This window comes from Acinetobacter sp. GSS19, from assembly GCF_028621895.1.
Lineage (GTDB): Bacteria > Pseudomonadota > Gammaproteobacteria > Pseudomonadales > Moraxellaceae > Acinetobacter.
Genome location: NZ_CP117520.1, coordinates 1,660,822 through 1,680,301, shown reverse-complemented (window position 1 = coordinate 1,680,301; position 19,480 = coordinate 1,660,822). Strand labels below are relative to the sequence as shown.

Annotated in this window: 21 protein-coding genes and 3 tRNA genes; 9 read left to right on the top strand and 15 right to left on the bottom strand. The window is 45.5% G+C overall.

The genetic code is table 11. From position 1 onward, the window contains the following. Window positions 1–3 precede the first annotated feature (3 nt). The 3 genes from PGW99_RS08080 to PGW99_RS08070 all read left to right on the top strand — a co-directional run bounded on the left by PGW99_RS08080 (window position 4) and on the right by PGW99_RS08070 (window position 3,409). Complete coding sequence (locus tag PGW99_RS08080; protein WP_273777182.1) at window positions 4–801, top strand: DUF817 family protein; 798 nt, start codon at window positions 4–6, stop codon at window positions 799–801. A gap of 162 nt (window positions 802–963) precedes the next feature. Beyond that, entirely contained in the window at window positions 964–1,434 is a 471-nt protein-coding gene (locus PGW99_RS08075; protein ID WP_273777181.1) for a DUF3015 family protein, read from the top strand. A gap of 88 nt (window positions 1,435–1,522) precedes the next feature. Beyond that, on the top strand, window positions 1,523–3,409 hold the full coding sequence (locus tag PGW99_RS08070) for an Lnb N-terminal periplasmic domain-containing protein (protein ID WP_273777180.1): 1,887 nt from the start codon (window positions 1,523–1,525) through the stop codon (window positions 3,407–3,409). Window positions 3,410–3,452: 43 nt separating this feature from the next. Here the strand turns inward: PGW99_RS08070 and PGW99_RS08065 are convergent, their stop codons facing one another. From PGW99_RS08065 to PGW99_RS08035, 7 genes are all read right to left on the bottom strand, one after another. Continuing rightward, a complete protein-coding gene (locus PGW99_RS08065; RefSeq protein WP_273777179.1) occupies window positions 3,453–3,812 on the bottom strand; it encodes a cupin domain-containing protein in 360 nt (119 codons plus the stop codon). Between the two features lie 15 nt (window positions 3,813–3,827). Continuing rightward, complete coding sequence (gene folE, locus PGW99_RS08060) at window positions 3,828–4,376, bottom strand: GTP cyclohydrolase I FolE (protein WP_273779476.1); 549 nt, start codon at window positions 4,374–4,376, stop codon at window positions 3,828–3,830. Window positions 4,377–4,467: 91 nt separating this feature from the next. Continuing rightward, window positions 4,468–5,157, bottom strand: a complete 690-nt coding sequence (locus tag PGW99_RS08055; protein WP_273777178.1) for a Smr/MutS family protein — start codon at window positions 5,155–5,157, stop codon at window positions 4,468–4,470. Window positions 5,158–5,168: 11 nt separating this feature from the next. Continuing rightward, complete coding sequence (gene trpC, locus PGW99_RS08050) at window positions 5,169–5,975, bottom strand: indole-3-glycerol phosphate synthase TrpC (RefSeq protein WP_273777177.1); 807 nt, start codon at window positions 5,973–5,975, stop codon at window positions 5,169–5,171. A 9-nt stretch (window positions 5,976–5,984) separates the two neighbouring features. Further along, window positions 5,985–7,046 carry an anthranilate phosphoribosyltransferase gene (trpD, locus tag PGW99_RS08045; RefSeq protein WP_273777176.1) on the bottom strand — a complete coding sequence of 354 codons (1,062 nt, stop codon included), beginning with the start codon at window positions 7,044–7,046 and terminating at the stop codon, window positions 5,985–5,987. A 17-nt stretch (window positions 7,047–7,063) separates the two neighbouring features. Next, entirely contained in the window at window positions 7,064–7,648 is a 585-nt protein-coding gene (locus tag PGW99_RS08040; protein ID WP_273777175.1) for an anthranilate synthase component II, read from the bottom strand. Window positions 7,649–7,864: 216 nt separating this feature from the next. After that, window positions 7,865–9,631 carry a bifunctional metallophosphatase/5'-nucleotidase gene (locus PGW99_RS08035; protein WP_273777174.1) on the bottom strand — a complete coding sequence of 589 codons (1,767 nt, stop codon included), beginning with the start codon at window positions 9,629–9,631 and terminating at the stop codon, window positions 7,865–7,867. A 633-nt stretch (window positions 9,632–10,264) separates the two neighbouring features. Here PGW99_RS08035 and glnA point away from each other — a divergent pair. The 5 genes from glnA to PGW99_RS08010 all read left to right on the top strand — a co-directional run bounded on the left by glnA (window position 10,265) and on the right by PGW99_RS08010 (window position 13,876). Continuing rightward, window positions 10,265–11,680 carry a type I glutamate--ammonia ligase gene (glnA, locus tag PGW99_RS08030; protein ID WP_273777173.1) on the top strand — a complete coding sequence of 472 codons (1,416 nt, stop codon included), beginning with the start codon at window positions 10,265–10,267 and terminating at the stop codon, window positions 11,678–11,680. Between the two features lie 90 nt (window positions 11,681–11,770). Beyond that, on the top strand, window positions 11,771–12,046 hold the full coding sequence (locus tag PGW99_RS08025; protein WP_273777172.1) for a hypothetical protein: 276 nt from the start codon (window positions 11,771–11,773) through the stop codon (window positions 12,044–12,046). 57 nt (window positions 12,047–12,103) lie between these two features. Then, a complete protein-coding gene (locus PGW99_RS08020) occupies window positions 12,104–12,565 on the top strand; it encodes a chorismate--pyruvate lyase family protein (protein ID WP_273777171.1) in 462 nt (153 codons plus the stop codon). Window positions 12,566–12,576: 11 nt separating this feature from the next. Continuing rightward, entirely contained in the window at window positions 12,577–13,455 is an 879-nt protein-coding gene (ubiA, locus tag PGW99_RS08015) for a 4-hydroxybenzoate octaprenyltransferase (protein WP_273777169.1), read from the top strand. 202 nt (window positions 13,456–13,657) lie between these two features. Next, the gene (locus tag PGW99_RS08010; RefSeq protein WP_273777167.1) at window positions 13,658–13,876 is read left to right on the top strand and encodes a hypothetical protein; all 219 of its coding nucleotides are present in this window, start codon (window positions 13,658–13,660) and stop codon (window positions 13,874–13,876) included. A gap of 8 nt (window positions 13,877–13,884) precedes the next feature. Here PGW99_RS08010 and PGW99_RS08005 read toward each other — a convergent pair whose 3' ends face one another. The 7 genes from PGW99_RS08005 to PGW99_RS07975 form a co-directional block, all read right to left on the bottom strand. Next, window positions 13,885–14,331, bottom strand: coding sequence for a DUF2726 domain-containing protein (locus PGW99_RS08005; protein ID WP_273779475.1), 447 nt, complete (start codon window positions 14,329–14,331; stop codon window positions 13,885–13,887). A gap of 58 nt (window positions 14,332–14,389) precedes the next feature. After that, window positions 14,390–14,465, bottom strand: a tRNA-Asn gene (locus PGW99_RS08000). Window positions 14,466–14,571: 106 nt separating this feature from the next. Further along, on the bottom strand, window positions 14,572–14,853 hold the full coding sequence (locus tag PGW99_RS07995; RefSeq protein ID WP_273777165.1) for a hypothetical protein: 282 nt from the start codon (window positions 14,851–14,853) through the stop codon (window positions 14,572–14,574). A gap of 114 nt (window positions 14,854–14,967) precedes the next feature. Continuing rightward, window positions 14,968–15,043 (bottom strand) — tRNA-Asn (locus PGW99_RS07990). A 5-nt stretch (window positions 15,044–15,048) separates the two neighbouring features. Next, window positions 15,049–15,124: transfer RNA gene (locus tag PGW99_RS07985), tRNA-Asn, on the bottom strand. A gap of 149 nt (window positions 15,125–15,273) precedes the next feature. After that, on the bottom strand, window positions 15,274–15,900 hold the full coding sequence (locus tag PGW99_RS07980; protein ID WP_273777163.1) for a superoxide dismutase: 627 nt from the start codon (window positions 15,898–15,900) through the stop codon (window positions 15,274–15,276). Between the two features lie 152 nt (window positions 15,901–16,052). Beyond that, window positions 16,053–16,811, bottom strand: coding sequence for a Nif3-like dinuclear metal center hexameric protein (locus tag PGW99_RS07975; protein WP_273777161.1), 759 nt, complete (start codon window positions 16,809–16,811; stop codon window positions 16,053–16,055). Window positions 16,812–16,989: 178 nt separating this feature from the next. Between PGW99_RS07975 and PGW99_RS07970 the strand changes: the two genes are divergently transcribed. Next, window positions 16,990–18,162 carry a S1C family serine protease gene (locus PGW99_RS07970; RefSeq protein ID WP_273777159.1) on the top strand — a complete coding sequence of 391 codons (1,173 nt, stop codon included), beginning with the start codon at window positions 16,990–16,992 and terminating at the stop codon, window positions 18,160–18,162. Window positions 18,163–18,492: 330 nt separating this feature from the next. Here the strand turns inward: PGW99_RS07970 and PGW99_RS07965 are convergent, their stop codons facing one another. Beyond that, entirely contained in the window at window positions 18,493–19,455 is a 963-nt protein-coding gene (locus PGW99_RS07965) for a Tim44 domain-containing protein (protein ID WP_273777157.1), read from the bottom strand. Between the last annotated feature and the right edge of the window lie 25 nt (window positions 19,456–19,480).

The window sequence follows — 19,480 nt, the reverse complement described above, 5'->3', positions numbered from 1 at the left end:
CATTTGTTTAGTTGGTTTAAATCATTTTTTGAATTTTCCTATAAGGCAGCTTCGGCTGCCTTATTTGGAATTCTATTGTTGCTGGCTTTTGCCCTGACTGCCCCGATGGGAAGTCAGGAGTTTTATGGCCTGTTTCGTTATGATTATCTGCTGATCTATGCCTTGGTGATTCAGTGCTGCTTATTGTATTTAAAACTGGAATCCTGGGCGGAAGCAAAAGTCATTGCCTTATTTCACCTGATGGCGATGGTGATGGAAATCTTTTTGACCCATCCTGAAATTGCCTCCTGGCAGTACCCGCAACCCGCGCTGTTTAAAATCCTGACCGTACCGCTGTTTGCCGGCTTTATGTATTCGGCCGTCGGTAGTTTTTTTGCCCGCTCTTTACGCTTGTATCAGGTGTCTTTTGAGAAGCTACCCGGTTTTGCCCATATGCTGCTCTTGGCGCTGTTGTCTTACTTGAACTTTATGAGCAAGTTTTTTGTTCCTGATATTCGCAATTTGCTGTTTGTCTGGAGTGTGGTGATCTTCTGGAAAACCAAGCTTCATTTCCGCTTGCAGCAACATTCGATCCAGTTGCCGATGTTACCGGTCTTGTTGGTGTTGGCTTTTATTATCTGGATTGCGGAAAATATCAGTACCTTTTATAAAATCTGGCTGTATCCGAGTCAGGTCGAGGCCTGGCATATGGTGGGCTGGGGCAAATTGGGTTCATGGTATTTGTTGCTGCTGTTGAGTCTGGTGTTGGTGCTGAAGATTCTGGGGCAGCGTGATCCGCAGGGAAGATGGAAACTGAGCTGATCTGTGGCGGGGTTCACATTTGGGAAATTTTTTTATGGGAGTTGTGATACAAGTACCCGCCTTGTGATTGTGTAAATGGCATGATCCAGTTAATCTGCCGGGAGTGTAATCAAACTTACACAAACAGAGATAATAAGCATTTGATAAAAATTGGAGAATTTCATGTTGAAAAAAGTTTTGTTAGCGACTGTGCTTGCAGCGGGTTCTTCTGTCGCGATGGCCGACAGTGATGTGGGTTGTGGTGTCGGTTCTGAAGTATGGGCAGGTCAGCGTGGCATCCTGCCAAAAGTATTGGCAGCAACCACTAACCATATTTTTTCTAACCAGTTACTCGGGATCACCTTCGGTACATTGGGCTGCCGTCAGGGTGGAACTGTGACCGCGCAAGTCGTGGCCTTTACCAACGAAAATGCCGAGTCGCTGGCACGTGATATGGCGGTTGGTCAAGGTGAGAGTCTGAATGTATTGGCCGAGTTGATGAGCATCAAGGCTGAAGACAAAGCACGTTTCTTTGCGGTTTCTAAACAGAATTTCTCAGAGATTTATTCCACTCAAAATCAGAATACTTTACAGGTATTGGCTTCATTACAAGCGGTCATGGCTAAAGATGACGTGTTGAAAGCATACGTATAATCGTGATGTGAATGCAACCCCTGTCTTGATGACAGGGTTTTGTTCTATCAGTCCTATAAAAATATCCAATACGAGAATCCTTTGCGTCATGAAAGCGATTGTTGCACTGTTGACCTTAATGCTATCCGGAATGGCTTATGCCACTGCATTTGATCAAGTACAGATCCAGCATTATCAACATCTGGCAGAGCAACACCAGTTGGATCAGCAGATCACTTGGCAACGTCTCATGTATGTAGATGAAAAAGGGAAGAGTGAGGTCAGTTATGCGGGTTATTTTCTGGCAACAGATGGGCAGAAAAATTTAAAACAGGAAATGCAGGCTGATATTGCGGCATTATTTTCAGCGGCCGAGCCGGATCAATCGATTCGCTGTAAATTTCCAGCACGCAGCCGCTGGTTGATGCAACAACTGCAGATTTCTGAACAGCAACTGCCAGTTGTGCAGTGCCCGCAATTGGCAGACTGGATCGGACAGATCAAACCGTACAAAGCCACGCTGATTTATGCGACAGACTTTATGGGCAATCCCAGCTCGATGTTTGGCCATACCTTGTTGCGGCTTGATCCAAAAGATCAAAAACAGCTGAACCTGGTGTCGTATGCGGTCAATTATGCGGCAACGGTTCATGATCAGGATAATTGGGCCTACGCCTGGAAGGGCTTGACCGGGCAATATCCAGGTGAGTATTCCTTAATGCCGTATTACCGCAAGGTCAAGGAGTATGGCGATTTCGAAAGCCGGGATTTATGGGAATATGAGCTGAATTTAAGTCCAGATGAAACGCGTTTTCTGGTCGAACATATCTGGGAAATGCAGCAGGTCAGTTTTCCTTATTACTTTGTCAGTGATAACTGTGCTTACCGTTTGCTAGGTCTGATTGATCTTGTCCGTCCCGAAGCCAATCTGCAGCAGCAATTCAAACATGCTTCGATTCCGATTCAAACCTTGAAAGCCATGCAGCAACAAGGACTGGTCAAAGACACGGTGTATCGTCCCGCTTTGGAAACGCAATTGTTGTCTCAAGCCGGACAGCATGGCCATCATCTAGCTAAAGTGGCGCATAAAGTTGCCTTTGCTGAACAATCGGAGATGGCTTCATTGTTGGCTGAATATGCAGTGGATGAGCGGGCAAAAATTCTGGAAATGGCCTACGATGATCTGTATTTGCAGTTTGTGGCACGTCAGGTCGAAACCGCTTTTGCGCAGCCGCGTTTACGCCAATTGCTGAGTTTGCGTAGCCAGTTAGCCATTGAACGGCAGCGGCAGGAACCGCAACGTCCCACCAAAGATCCAACCCAAGGGCATGATGCGCGGATGCTGAGCTTGAATACTGGGACAGTACAAGGGGATAGCTTTGTTGAATTGGGACAGCGTCAGGCCTACCATGATCTACTCGACCCACAGGCCGGTTATCGTTTTGGGACACAACTGTTATTTTTACAGGGCAATCTGCAAGTGCGCAAAGATGAGCTCAAGCTGGAACAATTCGATCTGTTGTCCGTGAATGCCTATAACCCGGTACAGCCCTTTAAAACACCGCTCAGCTGGGGCTTCAACTTTAGCTGGCAGCAGGAAGCGGTACAGGCCGGGCAGTTTAGTGAACATGAACAACATGGCGTTGCCAGTGTGCAGACTCAGTTGGGCTATAGCTGGGCCGATCATGCGCGGCAGCATCTCTGCTATGCACAATTACAAAGTTATATCCAAGCTGGCAAAAACCTAGAGCGCGGCTGGCGTTTCGGCATGGGACCGACGCTGGGCTGTATGAACCAGTGGTCACCGCACTGGAATAGTTTAGTGCAAGTGGAACTGCCGTATTGGGAAGATCAGCAGCAGTGGAATTTCAGACTGAACACACAACTGCAATACAGTCTGAATGCAAATCATGCGCTGCGTTTGAATGGACAATTTGAACAGCAAAAGGGAAAAAATTGGAGCAAATTTGGTTTAGGTTATGCGTGGTTTTTCTAGACTGTATAACTGACCCAGCATTGAAGAAGCATTTCCCTAAGGACTACGCTTCCACCACTACATAATATTTTTTAACGGCTTCAACCACTTCAAAGGTGCCGACAAAGCCAGGAGGAATTACACCTGCGTCACCTGCCGTGATCTCAACAAAGGTCTGAGTTTCACGGTCATGCAGACGTACCACACCTTCGATTACCTGGAAAAATTCCTGTTTATTGTCGGCGAACTGGATATTCCAAGCACCAACTTCACATTGCCAGATGCCACAGTTCATATGGGGATGTTCATACAAACTAAAGGTCAGGCGTTGCGGATTGCCTTTAACCAGACGATCCGGACGTGGATAGTCTACAGAAACCTCACTTTGGGTTAAACCTTGACCTGCTAACCAGATGGATGACATGGCGCAACACTCGACTTAATAGCTTTCTGGAACGGCACTCAAGAATTCACGACGGGCATCTTTGTCTGTTTTGAAATCACCGAGGAATGACACCGTACGTGTTGTTGAATTCTGTTTGCCGACACCGCGCATCATCATGCACATGTGTGCGGAGTCAATCACGACCGCTGCACCACGTGCACCGGTAACCTCTACCACGGCTTCTGCGATTTGCTGGGTCAGGTTTTCCTGAATTTGCAAACGACGTGCAAACATTTCGGTAATGCGGGCAAATTTGGACAAACCCAGAACTTGACCTTCTGGTAAATAAGCGATGTGCACACGTCCATAAAATGGAAGTAAATGGTGTTCACAAAGCGAATAGAATTCGATGTTCTTGACCAGTACCATTTCCCGGTTATCCGAAGGGAATACCGCATTGTTGGTCACTTCTTCAAGGGATTGGTTATACCCGGAAGTCAGATAGGAAAACGCTTTTGCAGCACGCACAGGGGTATCTTTGAGGCCAGGACGATTGAGATCCTCACCAACGGCGGTCAGAATATTTGCGTAGGATTGCTGCATAGACATAAGACGTGTTCACTTACACTGATTGAACAAGGACGGCATTGTACCAGAAAACTCTCAAAAATCGGACTATTGCAGGAAATGCCGATTATTGTTTGTGCTTGGGATTTTTTTCGGCACGCTTGAGCAGAACCAGCACCGCACCTGTTCCACCTTGATTTTCCGGTGCACTGACGAAAGCCAACACATCACGATGCTGACGCAACCAGCCATTGACGTAGGTTTTTAAAATCGCTTCCGGACCTTTACCATGGACGATTTTAATCACATTTTCGTTGGCGTCTTTCGCCATTTGAATGATCTGGAGCACAGCAGCACGTGCCTGTTCGACAGTACATCCATGCAGATCCACCGCTTCAAACCAGCGCAATTTTCCAGCTTTCAGATCTTCAAACACCCGGTGTTGCAAGGTCGCGATCCGGTAACTGAGGCTGGCTTGACTGGCAACGGGATTCAGCATGGCTTGCGTATCCGATAGTTCAGTCAGTTCAGCTTCTTGCGGACCTTCGGCAGCTGCGCGTTTTGCCAGAGTTTGTGCATCAAGCTTGCGCTGTACAGGCGGCTTGACCTGGGCAATATTGCTGTTCTGTAGCGGTTTCACCCCTTGTAGGGCTTTTTTAAACAGATCCAGATCATCCGTTTCTTCAGCGCCAGCAGAGGTCTTTTTCGACTCCTGCTGTGCTGCCCGTGTGCTGCTATGGGGACTAGAGATTTGCTTTTTAAACTGCTTCAATAAATTTTGCTGCTCTTTAGAAAGCACTGAATCTTTTTTACTCATAGCACTCACATTTAAACGTTTTGTGGATGACCAAACAGGGCAGTGAAGGCTTCATCTGGACGCGGCTGTTTCATAAAGCTTTCACCGACCAGGAAGCTGTGGATGCCGTGTTCCTGCATCAGGGCGACATCGGCCGGTGTGGCAATACCGCTTTCCGTGATCAGTTCACGTTCTTTCGGCAATAAGTTTTTTAGGCGGATGGAGTTCTGCAAGTCCACTTCAAAGGTTTTCAGGTTACGGTTATTCACACCGAGCAGGCAGCGTTCAGAGAGTTTTAATGCACGTTCGAGCTCTTCTTCATCATGCACTTCCACTAGTACATCAAGCTGATGCTCGAAAGCGGTTTTCGACATTTCTTCCAGTTGCTGATCAGACAGGCTCGCCACAATCAATAAAATACAGTCGGCATGCAAGGCGCGTGCTTCCACCACATTGTATGGATCAATCAAAAAGTCTTTGCGCAAAGCAGGCAGTGAACAATGACTGCGGGCGATCTGGATGTTTTCATCGGCGCCCTGAAAAAAGTCGATATCGGTTAAAACAGACAAACAGGCAGCACCCGCGCGTTCATATTGTTCGGCAATTTCAGCCGGGTTGAAATTTTCCCGGATCACGCCTTTCGATGGGGAGGCCTTTTTAATTTCGGCAATCACTCCCGGACGCTTGCTGCGTAAGCTTTTGGCAAAGCCGCGCACAGGCGTGGCGGCCTGTGCGAGCTGTTCCAAATCCTGCAAACTGCGTTGCTGGCGACGGGCGGCAAGTTCCTCGACTTTACGATCAACAATTTTTCCTAAAATGGTATTGGCAATATCGACCATGATCTTTCCTTAATCCACTGCCTGTTCGTTGCTATGTTGTTTCATTGTTTTGGTGAACTCTGAAAGTACACTCATTTTTTCCAGTGCCTGCCCGCCATAGATGATGTCCTGTGCCAGTGCGACCCCTTGTTCATAATCTTTGCACAGACCTGAAACATACAGACCGGCACCGGCATTCAAAGCAATCATATGCGCGGCTTTTTCACCCATGTCGGATTTATTTTTGCCGAGGGCATCTTTAATCAGTTTCAGACTTTCTGCTGAATTCTCCACCACCAAACCGGCCAAAGTTTCAGATTTGATGCCGACATCTTCCGGGTTCAGGGTCCATTCAAAAATTTCGCCATCTTTTAACTCAGCCACATGTGTTGGTGCAGCCAGACTGATCTCATCCAGGCCGTCACGTGAATGTACGACCATCACCTGTTCTGCACCGAGCTGTTTCAACACTTCAGCCATTGGACGGCACAGTTCATCAGAAAACACGCCGATCACGAAACGCTTCACACCGGCCGGGTTGGTCAATGGGCCAAGCAGATTAAAGAAGCTACGAATACCGAGTTCACGACGTGGGCCAACCGCATATTTCATGGCTTTGTGATGGTTGGGGGCAAACAGGAAACCGACACCCATTTCACGAATGCAGCGTTCTGTTTGTTGCATGTCGAGATCGAGGTTGATGCCGGCCTGTTCCAGTAAATCAGAAGAACCGGATTTGGTCGAAACACCACGGTTGCCGTGTTTGGCAATGGTTGCACCGGCCGCGGCAATCACGAAAGAAGAGGCGGTCGATACATTAAACAGGTTTTGGCCATCACCACCGGTACCCACGATATCAATCAGGTAAGGCAGGTCACTGACATCAATCTTGATCGCAAAGTCACGCATGACACGTGCAGCAGCGGTAATTTCGTCGATACTTTCGCCTTTCATGCGTAAGCCCATCATTAGGGCACCGATTTGTGCATCGGTCGCTTCACCGCTCATGATCTGACGCATCACGTCTTCCATTTGTGCCTGGGTGAGGTGAATGTTTTTAGTAATATGGTTTAAAGCTTGCTGAATATTCATATCTTGTATTGCGCTCATTATGCGTAAATATCTAAAAAGTTCTGGAAAATCTGATGGCCATGCTGACTCAAAATGGATTCCGGGTGGAACTGCACGCCTTCAACCGGCAATGTCTTATGTCGAATCCCCATGATTTCTTCCATTGAGCCGTCAGCTTCCTGAGTCCAGCAGGTGACTTCCAGACATTCCGGTAGGGTGGCTTGATCAATGACCAAAGAGTGATAACGTGTTGCTGAAAAAGGATTCGGCAGATTGCTAAAAATCCCCTGATTGCTGTGATACATATCCGAGAGACGGCCATGCATGACAGTTTTGGCGCGCACAATATTGCCACCAAAAGCCTGACCAATACTTTGATGTCCCAGGCACACGCCCAATAGGGGAATTTTCCCGGCAAAGTGCTGAATAGCCGGAATGGAAATTCCGGCTTCAGTTGGTGAGCAAGGGCCTGGACCAATTACCAAGTATTTCGGTTGCCATCGTTCAATATCTTCCAATGTGACTTGATCATTGCGAACCACTTTTACTTCTTGATTTAACTCGCCAAAGTACTGGACGATGTTATAAGTAAAGCTATCGTAATTGTCGATCATGAGAAGCATATTGAGCTTAACCTCTTGAATGGTATGGCAGTAAATTGTGATCGTAGATAGTATTACGCACAATATTACTCATATTTTAGAAAGTGACTGATCAGCAAACTCTAAATGAAAGTCGCGAGATCTAAGCGGTTACTTTATCAGATTTATTCTGAGATAGGACAGCAAAGTTCATCCGGGTGTCGAGGCAGCATACTTTTAGCTTCTCGACGGTCGCCTTTATTCGTTGATTAGCCGAATACGTCCGGGGATTGGGGCACTGACCGGCGCATGCTCAACGAGATAATCTTGCAATGCCTGTAGATCGGCGCCTGCAATTGTGCGCTGAGTACCTTGTCGTAATACGCTAAAGTTATCACCACCTTCGGCCAGAAAGCTGTTCACAGTCACCCGATAATTTTGTTGATCGGCCAGAGCACGACCATTAATTCGAATATTACGTGCACGGGGTGAGTTTGTGGCAACGTTGTTATATTGGTAACTCAAGGCGGCGGAAGGCTGCAGGATTTTAGGGAAACTGGCATTGGCACCTGACCACTGCTGTTCCAGTAAGTCACGAATTTGTTGACCACTAAGGGTCATGGTGACGAGGGTGTTGGCAAAAGGCTGTACCGAATAAAGATCAATAAATCGGATCTGTTTTTCGGTATTGATCATCAGGTCAGCACGGATCCCCCCCGGATTCATCAAGGCAAAATCAGAACCTAGAGAGCCCTGTCGAACTGCAGCGGCTTGCTGCGCATCTGCAATCAGCAGTCCCAGTGGACTCTCACCACTAGAGGTGAGTTTGCGAACAATCGGCATGTTGGCCTGAGCAATCACCTGCTTGGCAATCTGATCGACTGCTTGACGATAAGGCTGCAAGATTGCTTCTACTTTCGCCGACTTGCTGAAGGTTTCATAGGCTTCACTCGGTGAGATGAGCGTCGTGCCGATATGAAAAGGTTCACTTTGTACCGGGATTTGTCGGGCATCTTTATGCAGGATGTCTTTGCTCTTTACATCTATTTGTAGATTGATGTCGGTAATCATGTCTCCGTATTGGCCTGCTGAAGTCAGCAAAAATGGTTTTGCCGGATTACGGGTTGCATAATCACAGAGATAAGCCTGATGGGTATGGCCAGATATCACGACATCAACTTCTGAATCGAGCTGTTCTAAAATCTGTAGCAGCGGTCCTTGCAATCCTTCACAACTTTTTTGTCCAAAAGCTTGTGGTTGCTGAGCCATTACACCGTCATGAATGACCACCACGATGGCTTCAATCCCTTGTTGTTTCAGCTCAGGAATGAGGGCATTTACAGTCTCGGCTTCATCGCGAAAGACCAGGTCTTGAATTCCCGTTGCGGCAACGCTACTTGGTGCCGTTTTCAAGGTTAGACCAATAAAGGCAACCGGAATACCGTCAAAATGTTTGACTTTATAGGCAGGAAACAGGCGTTGCTCTGGATACTGCTTTGAATAGATATTTGCCGCTAAAAAATCGAATTTCGCACCCGTGAATGCCCTATTAATTTGGCAAGGCTGCATACGGGTATAGGCGATACAGCCCCCGGATTGTATGCGTTGCAATTCTTGTGTGCCGCGGTCTAATTCATGATTGCCAATCACATTGAAATCTAAAGCAATTTCGTTCATGACTTCAATGGTGGCTTCATCCAGAAATAAGGAAGAGATCAGAGGCGAAGCACTCATCAGGTCTCCCGCAGAAATCACCACATGCGACGGATGCTGGCTGTGCAACTTGTCAATCGCATCGGCAAGATAACTGGCTCCACCGACCGGTAGTTTGATGTTGTTTTGAGGACTGTGTGGATCAGGAATCGTAATAGAGCGCTGGCTCGGTTCGAGATGGCCATGAAAATCATTAAAAGCAAAAAGGTGCACATTTTGAACGTCTTGTTTTGGAAAACTCAGGGTCTGACAGCCTGTCAGGCTGAGAATTGCCAAGCCCAAAAGGGTATTTTTGAATAAGTTCCAGCGCATAAATGTTCTGATCATTCTAGATTTATTTTGAGTCATAGCTTATTTGATCCTGATGACGCTTAGGTGAAGTGAAGTTTTTATTTATGTGACGGAGGTGCTGTTATTAACATCCAAGCTAGCCGTTTTATGATTTGAAAATTAAACAAAAGGAAAAAGCGCCATTTTAGGGCAATTCAATTTAAATACTGGACGATTTATTTCTCAAAACATGGGATAAATTTTCTTGAGGATACACTTGATTTTACCAGTTTTTAATTTTTATATTTAATAAATGTATTTAAATTAATTGGTTGTATTTGTTTTATTGTTTTTGAGTTCTAACTTGGACGGTGAACTCTATGTCGATTTTGCACTATAACAAAGCTAGAGTTAAATTGATGCATTAAGTTTTATTGCACTGTTTTGGTTCAATTGAAAGAGCGTTACAAACGAAAGTTTCGATCCTTGAATGAATATGGTGCATTTACATTCGCACACAGTATAATAGCTGCAAATCAACGGCACTAAATCTTATATTCTGATAAAGAATTCAATGTTTTAGTTACGATTTTAAAAGTTGGTATGAGATTTGCTTTATACTTACCAACTGCTAACACGCACTTGCTAAGTGCAATAAAATTTCATTGGAGCAAAATGAGCATGGCGAACAAGGTCCTTCAACTCATACAAGAAAGTGGCGCTAAATGGGTCGATTTTCGCTTTACTGATACTAAGGGTAAAGAACAGCACGTAACTTATCCTGCTGACTCAATCGATGAAGATACGTTTGAAGACGGTAAAATGTTCGACGGTTCTTCAATTGCAGGTTGGAAAGGCATTGAAGCATCTGACATGATTTTGCGTCCAGATGCAGAAACTGGTTTTATCGACCCGTTCTTCGCTGAGCCAACAGTTGTTGTGACTTGTGACGTTATTGAGCCATCTACTGGCCAAGGTTATGAACGTGACCCACGCTCGATTGCTCGCCGTGCAGAAGAATATTTGAAATCTACTGGTATCGGTGATACTGCATTCTTCGGTCCAGAACCAGAATTCTTCGTATTTGACGAAGTAAAATGGGACATCGACATGTCAGGCGCTCGCCATACCTTGATCGCTGAAGAAGCAGCTTGGTCAACTGGCAACGACTATGAATCAGGTAACTCTGGTCACCGTCCACGCGTTAAAGGCGGTTACTTCCCAGTGCCACCAGTAGATTCTTCACAAGATATGCGTGCAGAAATGTGTGCAAAAATTGAAGAAATCATGGGCCCAGGTCGTGTAGAAGTACACCACCACGAAGTTGCATCTTGCCAGTTGGAAATTGGTGTAAGCTTCAATACTATGGTTCGTAAAGCTGACGAAGTACAACAGTTCAAATATGCGGTTTGGAATGTTGCACATCAATATGCAAAAACAGCAACTTTCATGCCTAAACCAATGGTAGGTGACAACGGTTCTGGTATGCACGTTCACATGTCGATCTCTAAAGATGGCAAGAACTTGTTCGCTGGTGATGAATATGCAGGCCTTTCTGAAATGGCACTTTACTTCATCGGTGGTATCATCAAGCATGCACGTTCTTTGAATGCGATCACCAACCCTTCTACAAACTCGTACAAGCGTTTGGTTCCACACTTCGAAGCACCGATCATGTTGGCTTACTCAGCGCGTAACCGTTCGGCTTCTATCCGTATTCCTTACGTTTCTAGCCCGAAAGGCAAACGTATCGAAGCACGTTTCCCAGATCCAATGATGAACCCGTACCTCGGTTTTGCTGCATTGTTGATGGCGGGTATCGACGGTATCCAGAACAAGATCCATCCAGGCGATGCTGCTGACAAGAACTTGTATGACCTTCCTCCTGAAGAAGAAGCGAAAATCCCAACTGTGGCTCACAGCTTGGATATGGCGCTTGAAGCTTTGGCAGCAGACCACGAGTATCTATTAAAAGGTGGCGTGTTCACGAAAGACATGCTAGATGCTTACATCGAGCTTAAAACTGAAGAAGTTCGTCGTTTGAACACCACGACTCACCCAGTTGAATTCGACATGTACTACAGCCTGTAATTTAAATTTTAAATTACTGCTTAAAAACCCGCGCTAGTCGCGGGTTTTTTTGTATCATTTGTTTTTATAGAGAGGGCATCTGGCAATTATATGGCACAGCGCAAAAAGCACACCAGTTTTTACCCTTGGGTGGATGTAAAAGACCACAGTAAAGGTTTTAAAATGAATTTTTCTCCGGTGACTTATATCGAAGTGGGGCGTACGCCTGAAGGATATAAGCAGGCAGAATTTGTCGGTTTGAAACATCCTGAACTGGCGCTGGATTATGCTTATCCGCAAAGTTTTTATCTTAGCGCTGAAGGCTTTATTTTGCAAAAAAACGCGAGTGGTCAATTTGAAGTGATTGCCAAAACAGATAACTGCTAATCAAAATCAACGTTTAAATCATTTCATCGCAATTTAATGAAGTAATTAGGTAGGGTTATGCAGCACATTCCCGCTGAACTCAAAACTTGGCTTTACGCATCGGGCTCACTGACTGAGCAGCTTACCCAGATCGCAGGGGGGCATTTTCGCGTTGAGCCTCTCCAAGAGAATTTTCAGCGTTTAAGCTTCGCCGACGCCCAATGGATGCAGATGCCCTATCAACATATCTCTTGGGTGCGGGAATCGTATTTGTATGGTTGTGATGCGCAACCCTGGGTGCAAGCGAAAAGTATATTTCCGATTTTAAGCTTGCAGGGACGGGCACGCCGCTTTCAACATATTGGGCGCATGCCGATTGGCAAATTGCTCTTTCAGCGCACCACACCTGCGTGTGAACGTCGTGTCCTCTGGCTAGAGGACGGATGGACCCGGCAAAGCTGTTATACTTGGCATGGATGTAAATTTATTGTCCAGGAAACGTTTCTGCCGAGTTTTGAAACGTTTTTGGCAAACAGATGAGATGAACCGCTATGGCCATTGTGCAACAGATTACTTGGCGTGAACGCTTAGAAGCCTATTATTATTTGTGCCGGTTTGATAAACCGATTGGAACAGAATTGGTGTTCTGGCCAACCATGTGGGCATTGTGGATTGCGAATCAAGGTATCCCTGACATGGGTATTCTGATTCCAATGATTTTAGGCACGATCTTTATGCGCGCTGCAGGCTGTGCGATTAATGATTTCGCGGATCGTAAAGTGGATGGTCATGTGGCACGTACCAAAACTCGTCCATTGGCAACGGGAATCATTAGTGCCAAAGAAGCTATTTATGTCTTTCTGGCATTGGTCGCTGCAAGTGCCAGCATGCTGTTTTTCTTACCGATCGAAACCTTTTACTGGTCATTTGGCGCATTGTTTCTCGCGTTTATTTATCCATTTATGAAACGCTATACTAACTTGCCTCAGGTGTTTTTGGGGGCAGCTTTTTCCTGGTCCATTCCGATGGCATATACGGCAGTGGGACAAATGCCAGATATCACCTGCTGGTTATTGTATTTTGGCAATCTGGCCTGGACTGTGGCGTATGATACGCAATATGCCATTACTGACCGTGAGTACGATTTAAAAATCGGGGTGAAATCGACGGCTATTTTGTTTGGTCGTTATGATATTCAGATTATCAGCCTATTACAGTTGAGTAGTGTATTGCTGATTGGTACAGCCTTATACCGTGAAGCTTTGCTGTTTCCTTTTGGTCTACTGGCTTTACTGGTGGTGGTTGCGGACTTCATCTTTCAGTGGAGTAAAACCAGAGATCGTGATCCTCAGCGCTGTTTCTGGGCTTTCCGTCATAACCGTTGGGTAGGCGCGATCATTTTTGTCGGTATTTTTGCTGGCTTGTTCTGAATATGTAGCGCTGCTCTAAAACCTTCAGTTGCATGGCTGATCTTTACTTACAAGCATTGTCTATTGCCAGGTGAAACCTGGCTTTTTTACAGTTGATACTTTTTCATTTTCAATTTGATGCTGTGCGGTAGGGGTTGGCCTTTGTCTCTATAGTCATTTTTGTTAAAGTGAACGTCCTTAAATGATGTTGAATGGGTAAGTCATGTCGGGAAACAGCAAGAAACCGAGTCCTAAGGTATTAATTTTTGCAAGCTTGGGATTATTGATTCCGATTTTCGTGGTCACTATGGGCTTCATTGCGGCAAAGAGTGATGCTGAAAATCAGAAGAAATATAAACAGCAGCACGAAGAGCAGTTAAAACGAATTGCAGAGCGTGAGCGTCTCAAGCAGCAAGCAGCTTCTGAAGCACAGCAACCTTAATCTAAAAATTAACCTGAAATGGTTTTGCGCAACTGCGCAAGCGTTGGAATCTGAGTGAAGCGATAAACGCGATAGCCGGCTTCATGCAACATGGCATCGCGTTGAGCATCTTCCTGCTCCTTGCCTATATGAGAAGGATCATCCAGCTCAATAATCGCAATCACGTCCAGACTGGCATTTAGTAAAACAAAATCCGTCACTTTGCGGTTAAACCGTTGGCGGATTTTATAGTCTTCACTGGTAATCAGTGCACTGAACGCAACCTGTGCTAACACATGGTATTGTGGAAAGGCTTCTTTTAAACGTAAAAACATTTTCCTTTCAAATGGAGTGATGACCCGTTTGGGTAGGTATTTCTGTTGGCGAAAAAACCGATGCTTAAAAATCAGGGCAATCAGCGCAAGCGTTGCAATGCAACCTAGCACAAAGAAGAGAATAGAGTTTGAATCAGACACAATACTAAATTTGAGCAAAGAAAAAACCCACTCAGAAGGAGTGGGTTTTTTGGAATCTTGGCTCTCCCACCTGGGCTCGAACCAGGGACCTGCGGATTAACAGTCCGTCGCTCTACCGACTGAGCTATGGGAGAATCTGAAGCGGATTTTAGGCAGGTTTTAAGAGTGGGTCAAGCTGAATCTGTAAAATAATCGTCATCTTGGCTCAACTGTTGAATTATTGAGCGAAATGCTTGCAGCTTAGAGCTGTTTGATTTTATTGATCCAGTAGTGCTGTGGTTGAGCGGTTTTGTGTACATTGCATTGTTGAATTAATTGCATCATGGTTTTTTGGGTAAGAGGTGTCGCAAGCTGTTGTTGTATCTGCTTAAACCAGTTCGTTCGTGCATCAGTAGGAATTTTGTTCATGCAGTCATATAGGCGTTCATAGCCTAGATCAGAGGCCATTTTATTTTGTTCTTGTTGCGTACTGCAGCGAAAAATCAAAATGATGATACTGATCAAAACGATCCAGAACAGCATGGACTTGAGCCAGGGTGTATTTTTAAGCATTGTGAGCAGGTTTTATTTTTCTGATGTGTCGTTATCATAAACCAATAAAAAACCCACGTCATGATGCGTGGGTTTCTTGAATCTTGGCTCTCCCACCTGGGCTCGAACCAGGGACCTGCGGATTAACAGTCCGTCGCTCTACCGACTGAGCTATGGGAGAAAAATTGGCTCTCCAACCTGGGCTCGAACCAGGGACCTGCGGATTAACAGTCCGTCGCTCTACCGACTGAGCTATTGGAGAATCTGCTGCGCATTTTAGGTAGCAAAGCAGGGGACGTCAACTAGATTGTTGAAGAAAAAGAATTGTTTGCTGTATTAATGCGCATAATTAAAATGTCAGGCATAAAAAAATCACCCGGAGGGGTGATTTTTTTACATGAAAAATAAAAATTATTTTTCAACGCCTGCAGGTTGACCTGCAAGTTTCGCATTTGCGTAATCCCAGTTTACAAGGCTTTCTAGGAAAGTCGCGATGTATTTAGGACGCAAGTTACGGAAGTCGATGTAGTAAGCGTGTTCCCATACATCGATTGTCAAAACAGCGACTTGACCGTGTGCAAGTGGAGTGTCTGCATTTGAAGTTTTGGTAATCGAAAGTTTACCATTTACTTCGTCAGCCACTAACCATGCCCAACCAGAACCGAATTGAGTGGTTGCAGCAGCAGTGAACTCTTCTACGAATTTTTCATAAGAACCGAAAGCTTCATCAATTTTCGCTGCAAGTGCACCTGTTGGCTTACCGCCCCCATTTTTCGCCATACAGTTCCAGTAGAATGTGTGGTTCCAAACTTGTGCTGCATTGTTGAAGATACCTGCTTTAGAAGTATCGCCAGCAGTTGCTTTGATGATTTCTTCTAAAGTTTTACCTTCAAGCTCAGTACCTTTGATCAGGTTGTTGAGATTCACCACATAAGTGTTGTGGTGTTTGTCGTGGTGGTATTCAAGGGTTTCTTTGCTGATGTGCGGAGCAAGATCTTCGTAGCCGTATGGTAGCGCTGGTAAAGTAATGGTTGTCATGTTTTTCAATTCCTTGCATTTTGCTGGGTTTTGACATTCGCGCTCTATTGTAATGGATTATTTAAACTTTTGTGCACTGCTTTTAAATAACAATACACAATAAAGCCTGAATTTATACGCATAAACGAATGCCAGTTTCCCGAGGGGTTGAGTTAAATCGGATTATTTAATTCAAAATAACTATACTCAATTCCAAACTGTTGGCAAATGGCTTTTCCGAGTTGTTGCACCCCGTAACGTTCGGTTGCGTGATGACCACAGGCATAATAATGCACATTGAGTTCCTGTGCCTCGTAATAGGTGCGCTCGCTGACCTCGCCAGAAATATACGCATCGCAGTTTTGTGCAGCGGCCTTGTCAATAAAGTCCTGTGCAGCACCCGTACAGAAACCGACTTTTTGAATCGTCTGTTTGCCTGCGGGTAAATGGATTGTTGCGAAGCCTAGTTTTTCACTGAGCAGATCTTTAAAGGCTTCTGGACCGAGGGCTTGGGGTAGATAGCCAATATTGCCAATCGGGTTGCGTTCGGTGGGATCGAGTGCCTCAATATTCTGTAAGCCCAGTATTTCAGCAATCGCAGCATTATTGCCCAATACCGGATGTGCATCGAGGGGCAAGTGATAGGCGAGTAGGGAAATGTCATGCTGAATGAGTGACTTAATCCGTTTACCACGCATTCCGGTAATCGGGTAGGGTTCACCTTTCCAGAAATAACCATGATGGACCAAAAGCAGGTCAGCTTGTTGTGCAATCGTGGCATCAATGGCTTGTTGCGATGCAGTAACGGCACATAGAATTTTTTGGATTTCGGCTTTACCTTCAATCTGTAAGCCATTCGGTGCATAGTCTTTAAATTCAGCAACTTTCAGGGTTTGTTCACACCATTGCAGAATATTTTGGAGCTCAGCCATTCACGTCTTTCCCTTTTTTAATCCTGAATCTCAGGCCATAAAATATATACTAGATCTTAACTAAAGCTAGACAAAAACATTTGCGACATTTTTAGATATTAAACTGGATTTAGATTAGAATAATTTTCAGAAAATACTGTTTCTTCAATTAATTAGTTCGAGCTTAGAGGATATGAACGTGCGCCGGACCTTTGCATGGTTACCGTGGGTGTTACTCGTGATTGTCATTATCAGTTTTGTCACTTGGCAAAAGCTGCAACAGCCCAAAGCACCGATTGCGCCAGATGGCGTCAAAATGCCCGCTGAGAAAGTGGAGCCTCTGGTCGATAAAACCCGAACGGGTGGGGTGGCATCGTATAGTGCAGCGGTGAAAGTAGCCGCACCCGCCGTGGTCAATATTTTTACCACACAGAAGGTGAAGCAACAGGATCATCCCCTCATGAATGATCCGGTGTTTCGTGAGTTCTTTGGTGATCAGTTGCCGGAACAAAACCAGAATGAAAACAGCCTAGGGTCTGGGGTAATCGTACGCCCGGATGGTTATATTTTGACGAATAACCACGTGGTTGCCCAAGCAGATCAGATAGTGGTGGCGTTACAGGATGGTCGCCGTGCTCAGGCTAAAGTGGTCGGTACCGATCCGGATACTGATTTGGCGGTGATCAAGGTCGAACTGAATAACTTGCCAGTCTTGCCCTTTAAGTTAAGTGGTAATCAGGTGGGTGATGTGGTACTCGCGATTGGTAACCCATTTGGTGTAGGACAAACCGTGACGCAAGGGATTATTTCTGCGACAGACCGTTCTGATCTGGGTATCAATACTTATGAGGATTTTATCCAGACCGATGCGGCAATTAACCCGGGTAACTCTGGCGGTGCCTTGATCGATGTGGCGGGTAATCTGATTGGTGTGAATACAGCGATTTTTTCGCAGTCGGGTGGTTCACTCGGAATTGGCTTTGCCATTCCTGCTAGTGTCTGTCAGCAGGTACTGAACTCGATTCTTAAAGACGGTCGTGTGGTACGTGGCTGGTTGGGAATTAGTCTTGTACCGGCAACGCAGGAAGATGTGTTGGCACCCAAGCAAAAAGGCGTGATCGTTGCGGATGTATTAGCCAATGGTCCGGCTGCTGAAGCAGGTGTACAACAAGGCGACAAGATTGTGCAGGTCAATAACGAAGAGGTGACTTCTGCATCTCAATTGATTAATTATGTGGCATTGCAGAGCCCTGGTAGTCATTTACAGCTGCAAATTCAACGTAAAGACCAGACACTGAGCTTAACGGTAAAAGTTGGGGAGCGTAAAATGCTGAATCAAAATTCACAATATGTTCCATTGCCGAAACGCTAAGATGATAGGTCAAAAGCCCCGAAATGGGGCTTTTTCTTTTTTATTATTCTGGATAATGTAGATATATATAGATGATGAGCAGCAAAAGACTAGAGCTAGGCTGAATCGATAAATTTAAAAGGGTTGTGTAGATTCGCCTATCTAATTGAAACCTTAAGTCAATTATTTACATCTACAAACCGGTTTGAGGTAAAAATACGAGATAGGCTGTTCTTTGTATCGTGATTTGCAAGGGAATAAACAATATTTAAATCACGCCAGATCATCTCTTGATAGCTATAAAAAAACCAGCAGTCTGGCTGCTGGTTTTTTCTATGAAGATTGCGGTTTTTAAGCTTGTTGGATACCAGCAACGACCCAATCCTGTTGCGAGCCTGCAGGTTTTACAAAGTGCCAGATCTCGGTAAAGGATTGCGGCAAGCTGTTTAAATCTTCAGTCACGCTACCTGTAAAGCGTACGCTCACCACATACTGACCATTTTCAGTTGCTGTATCAACCACCATGGCATTTAGATTGCTGAATTCAGCCACTTGGTGATCCTGATTGGCCATGATGTCGTTATACATGGATTGATAAAGTTCAGGCGTTAAATAACGGCGAATCTCTTCAATATTGTTGGCGCTGTTCATGGCCTGAATATGATTGAAACGCTGACGTGCGGTACGCAAGAACACTGCCGGTTCAGTACCATCGGGTAACTGGTTACCACTGTTGGTATATGCACCACCAAATAGCGCGTGTGTTGCTGTACCTACTGTTGAACCACCTACCGATTGACCAAAGATATTGGTGTTGTCACCTGAAGTCCGTGCATTCGGGGGTTGCTGACCAAATGGGGAAGGTGTTCCACCTCCCGCATTTGGAGCATACGGATTAGAAGCGGCTAGTTTTTTTTTTGCACCGAATTTACGGAACAAGAAGAATGCAACTGCAGCAGCCAGTAAAATCCAGATCCAGCCTGGAATGCCACCTTCTTCCTCGGCAGCCTGAGCACGGCTTGCATCATCATCCGCTAGCGCATTTGCGGCAACGGCACCCACAGCAGCACCGGCGACACCCGCGGCAACCATGGAACCGACACCTGGGCCAGATTTTTGAGGGGTTGTTGTGGAATTAGTGGTTGGTTGAACCGGAGTTGCTTGGGTCGGTTGTTGGTAGGTCTGACTTGATGTTGTCGAACGAGTCATGCCATGGCTTTTGCCGCCACCTGCACGTTTCGCTTCAGCTAAAGGTGACATCACCAAAGCTGCCATGAGAATACCGGCCATCAAGCCACGCGGTCGAACTTCCATTGAACTTTCCTATGTTGAGTAAATC

What these genes read in the sequence shown, in the direction of transcription:
- PGW99_RS08035 (WP_273777174.1), bottom strand. Translation starts at nt 9,631, where the DNA reads ATGCGCTGGAACTTATTCAAAAATACCCTTTTGGGCTTGGCAATTCTC.
- trpD (WP_273777176.1), bottom strand. Translation starts at nt 7,046, where the DNA reads ATGAATATTCAGCAAGCTTTAAACCATATTACTAAAAACATTCACCTC.
- PGW99_RS08020 (WP_273777171.1), top strand. Translation starts at nt 12,104, where the DNA reads ATGCAGCACATTCCCGCTGAACTCAAAACTTGGCTTTACGCATCGGGC.
- PGW99_RS08025 (WP_273777172.1), top strand. Translation starts at nt 11,771, where the DNA reads ATGGCACAGCGCAAAAAGCACACCAGTTTTTACCCTTGGGTGGATGTA.
- glnA (WP_273777173.1), top strand. Translation starts at nt 10,265, where the DNA reads ATGAGCATGGCGAACAAGGTCCTTCAACTCATACAAGAAAGTGGCGCT.
- ubiA (WP_273777169.1), top strand. Translation starts at nt 12,577, where the DNA reads ATGGCCATTGTGCAACAGATTACTTGGCGTGAACGCTTAGAAGCCTAT.
- PGW99_RS07995 (WP_273777165.1), bottom strand. Translation starts at nt 14,853, where the DNA reads ATGCTGTTCTGGATCGTTTTGATCAGTATCATCATTTTGATTTTTCGC.
- PGW99_RS08010 (WP_273777167.1), top strand. Translation starts at nt 13,658, where the DNA reads ATGTCGGGAAACAGCAAGAAACCGAGTCCTAAGGTATTAATTTTTGCA.
- PGW99_RS08065 (WP_273777179.1), bottom strand. Translation starts at nt 3,812, where the DNA reads ATGTCATCCATCTGGTTAGCAGGTCAAGGTTTAACCCAAAGTGAGGTT.
- PGW99_RS07975 (WP_273777161.1), bottom strand. Translation starts at nt 16,811, where the DNA reads ATGGCTGAGCTCCAAAATATTCTGCAATGGTGTGAACAAACCCTGAAA.
- folE (WP_273779476.1), bottom strand. Translation starts at nt 4,376, where the DNA reads ATGCAGCAATCCTACGCAAATATTCTGACCGCCGTTGGTGAGGATCTC.
- PGW99_RS08040 (WP_273777175.1), bottom strand. Translation starts at nt 7,648, where the DNA reads ATGCTTCTCATGATCGACAATTACGATAGCTTTACTTATAACATCGTC.
- PGW99_RS08055 (WP_273777178.1), bottom strand. Translation starts at nt 5,157, where the DNA reads ATGAGTAAAAAAGATTCAGTGCTTTCTAAAGAGCAGCAAAATTTATTG.
- trpC (WP_273777177.1), bottom strand. Translation starts at nt 5,975, where the DNA reads ATGGTCGATATTGCCAATACCATTTTAGGAAAAATTGTTGATCGTAAA.
- PGW99_RS07965 (WP_273777157.1), bottom strand. Translation starts at nt 19,455, where the DNA reads ATGGAAGTTCGACCGCGTGGCTTGATGGCCGGTATTCTCATGGCAGCT.
- PGW99_RS07980 (WP_273777163.1), bottom strand. Translation starts at nt 15,900, where the DNA reads ATGACAACCATTACTTTACCAGCGCTACCATACGGCTACGAAGATCTT.
- PGW99_RS08070 (WP_273777180.1), top strand. Translation starts at nt 1,523, where the DNA reads ATGAAAGCGATTGTTGCACTGTTGACCTTAATGCTATCCGGAATGGCT.
- PGW99_RS08075 (WP_273777181.1), top strand. Translation starts at nt 964, where the DNA reads ATGTTGAAAAAAGTTTTGTTAGCGACTGTGCTTGCAGCGGGTTCTTCT.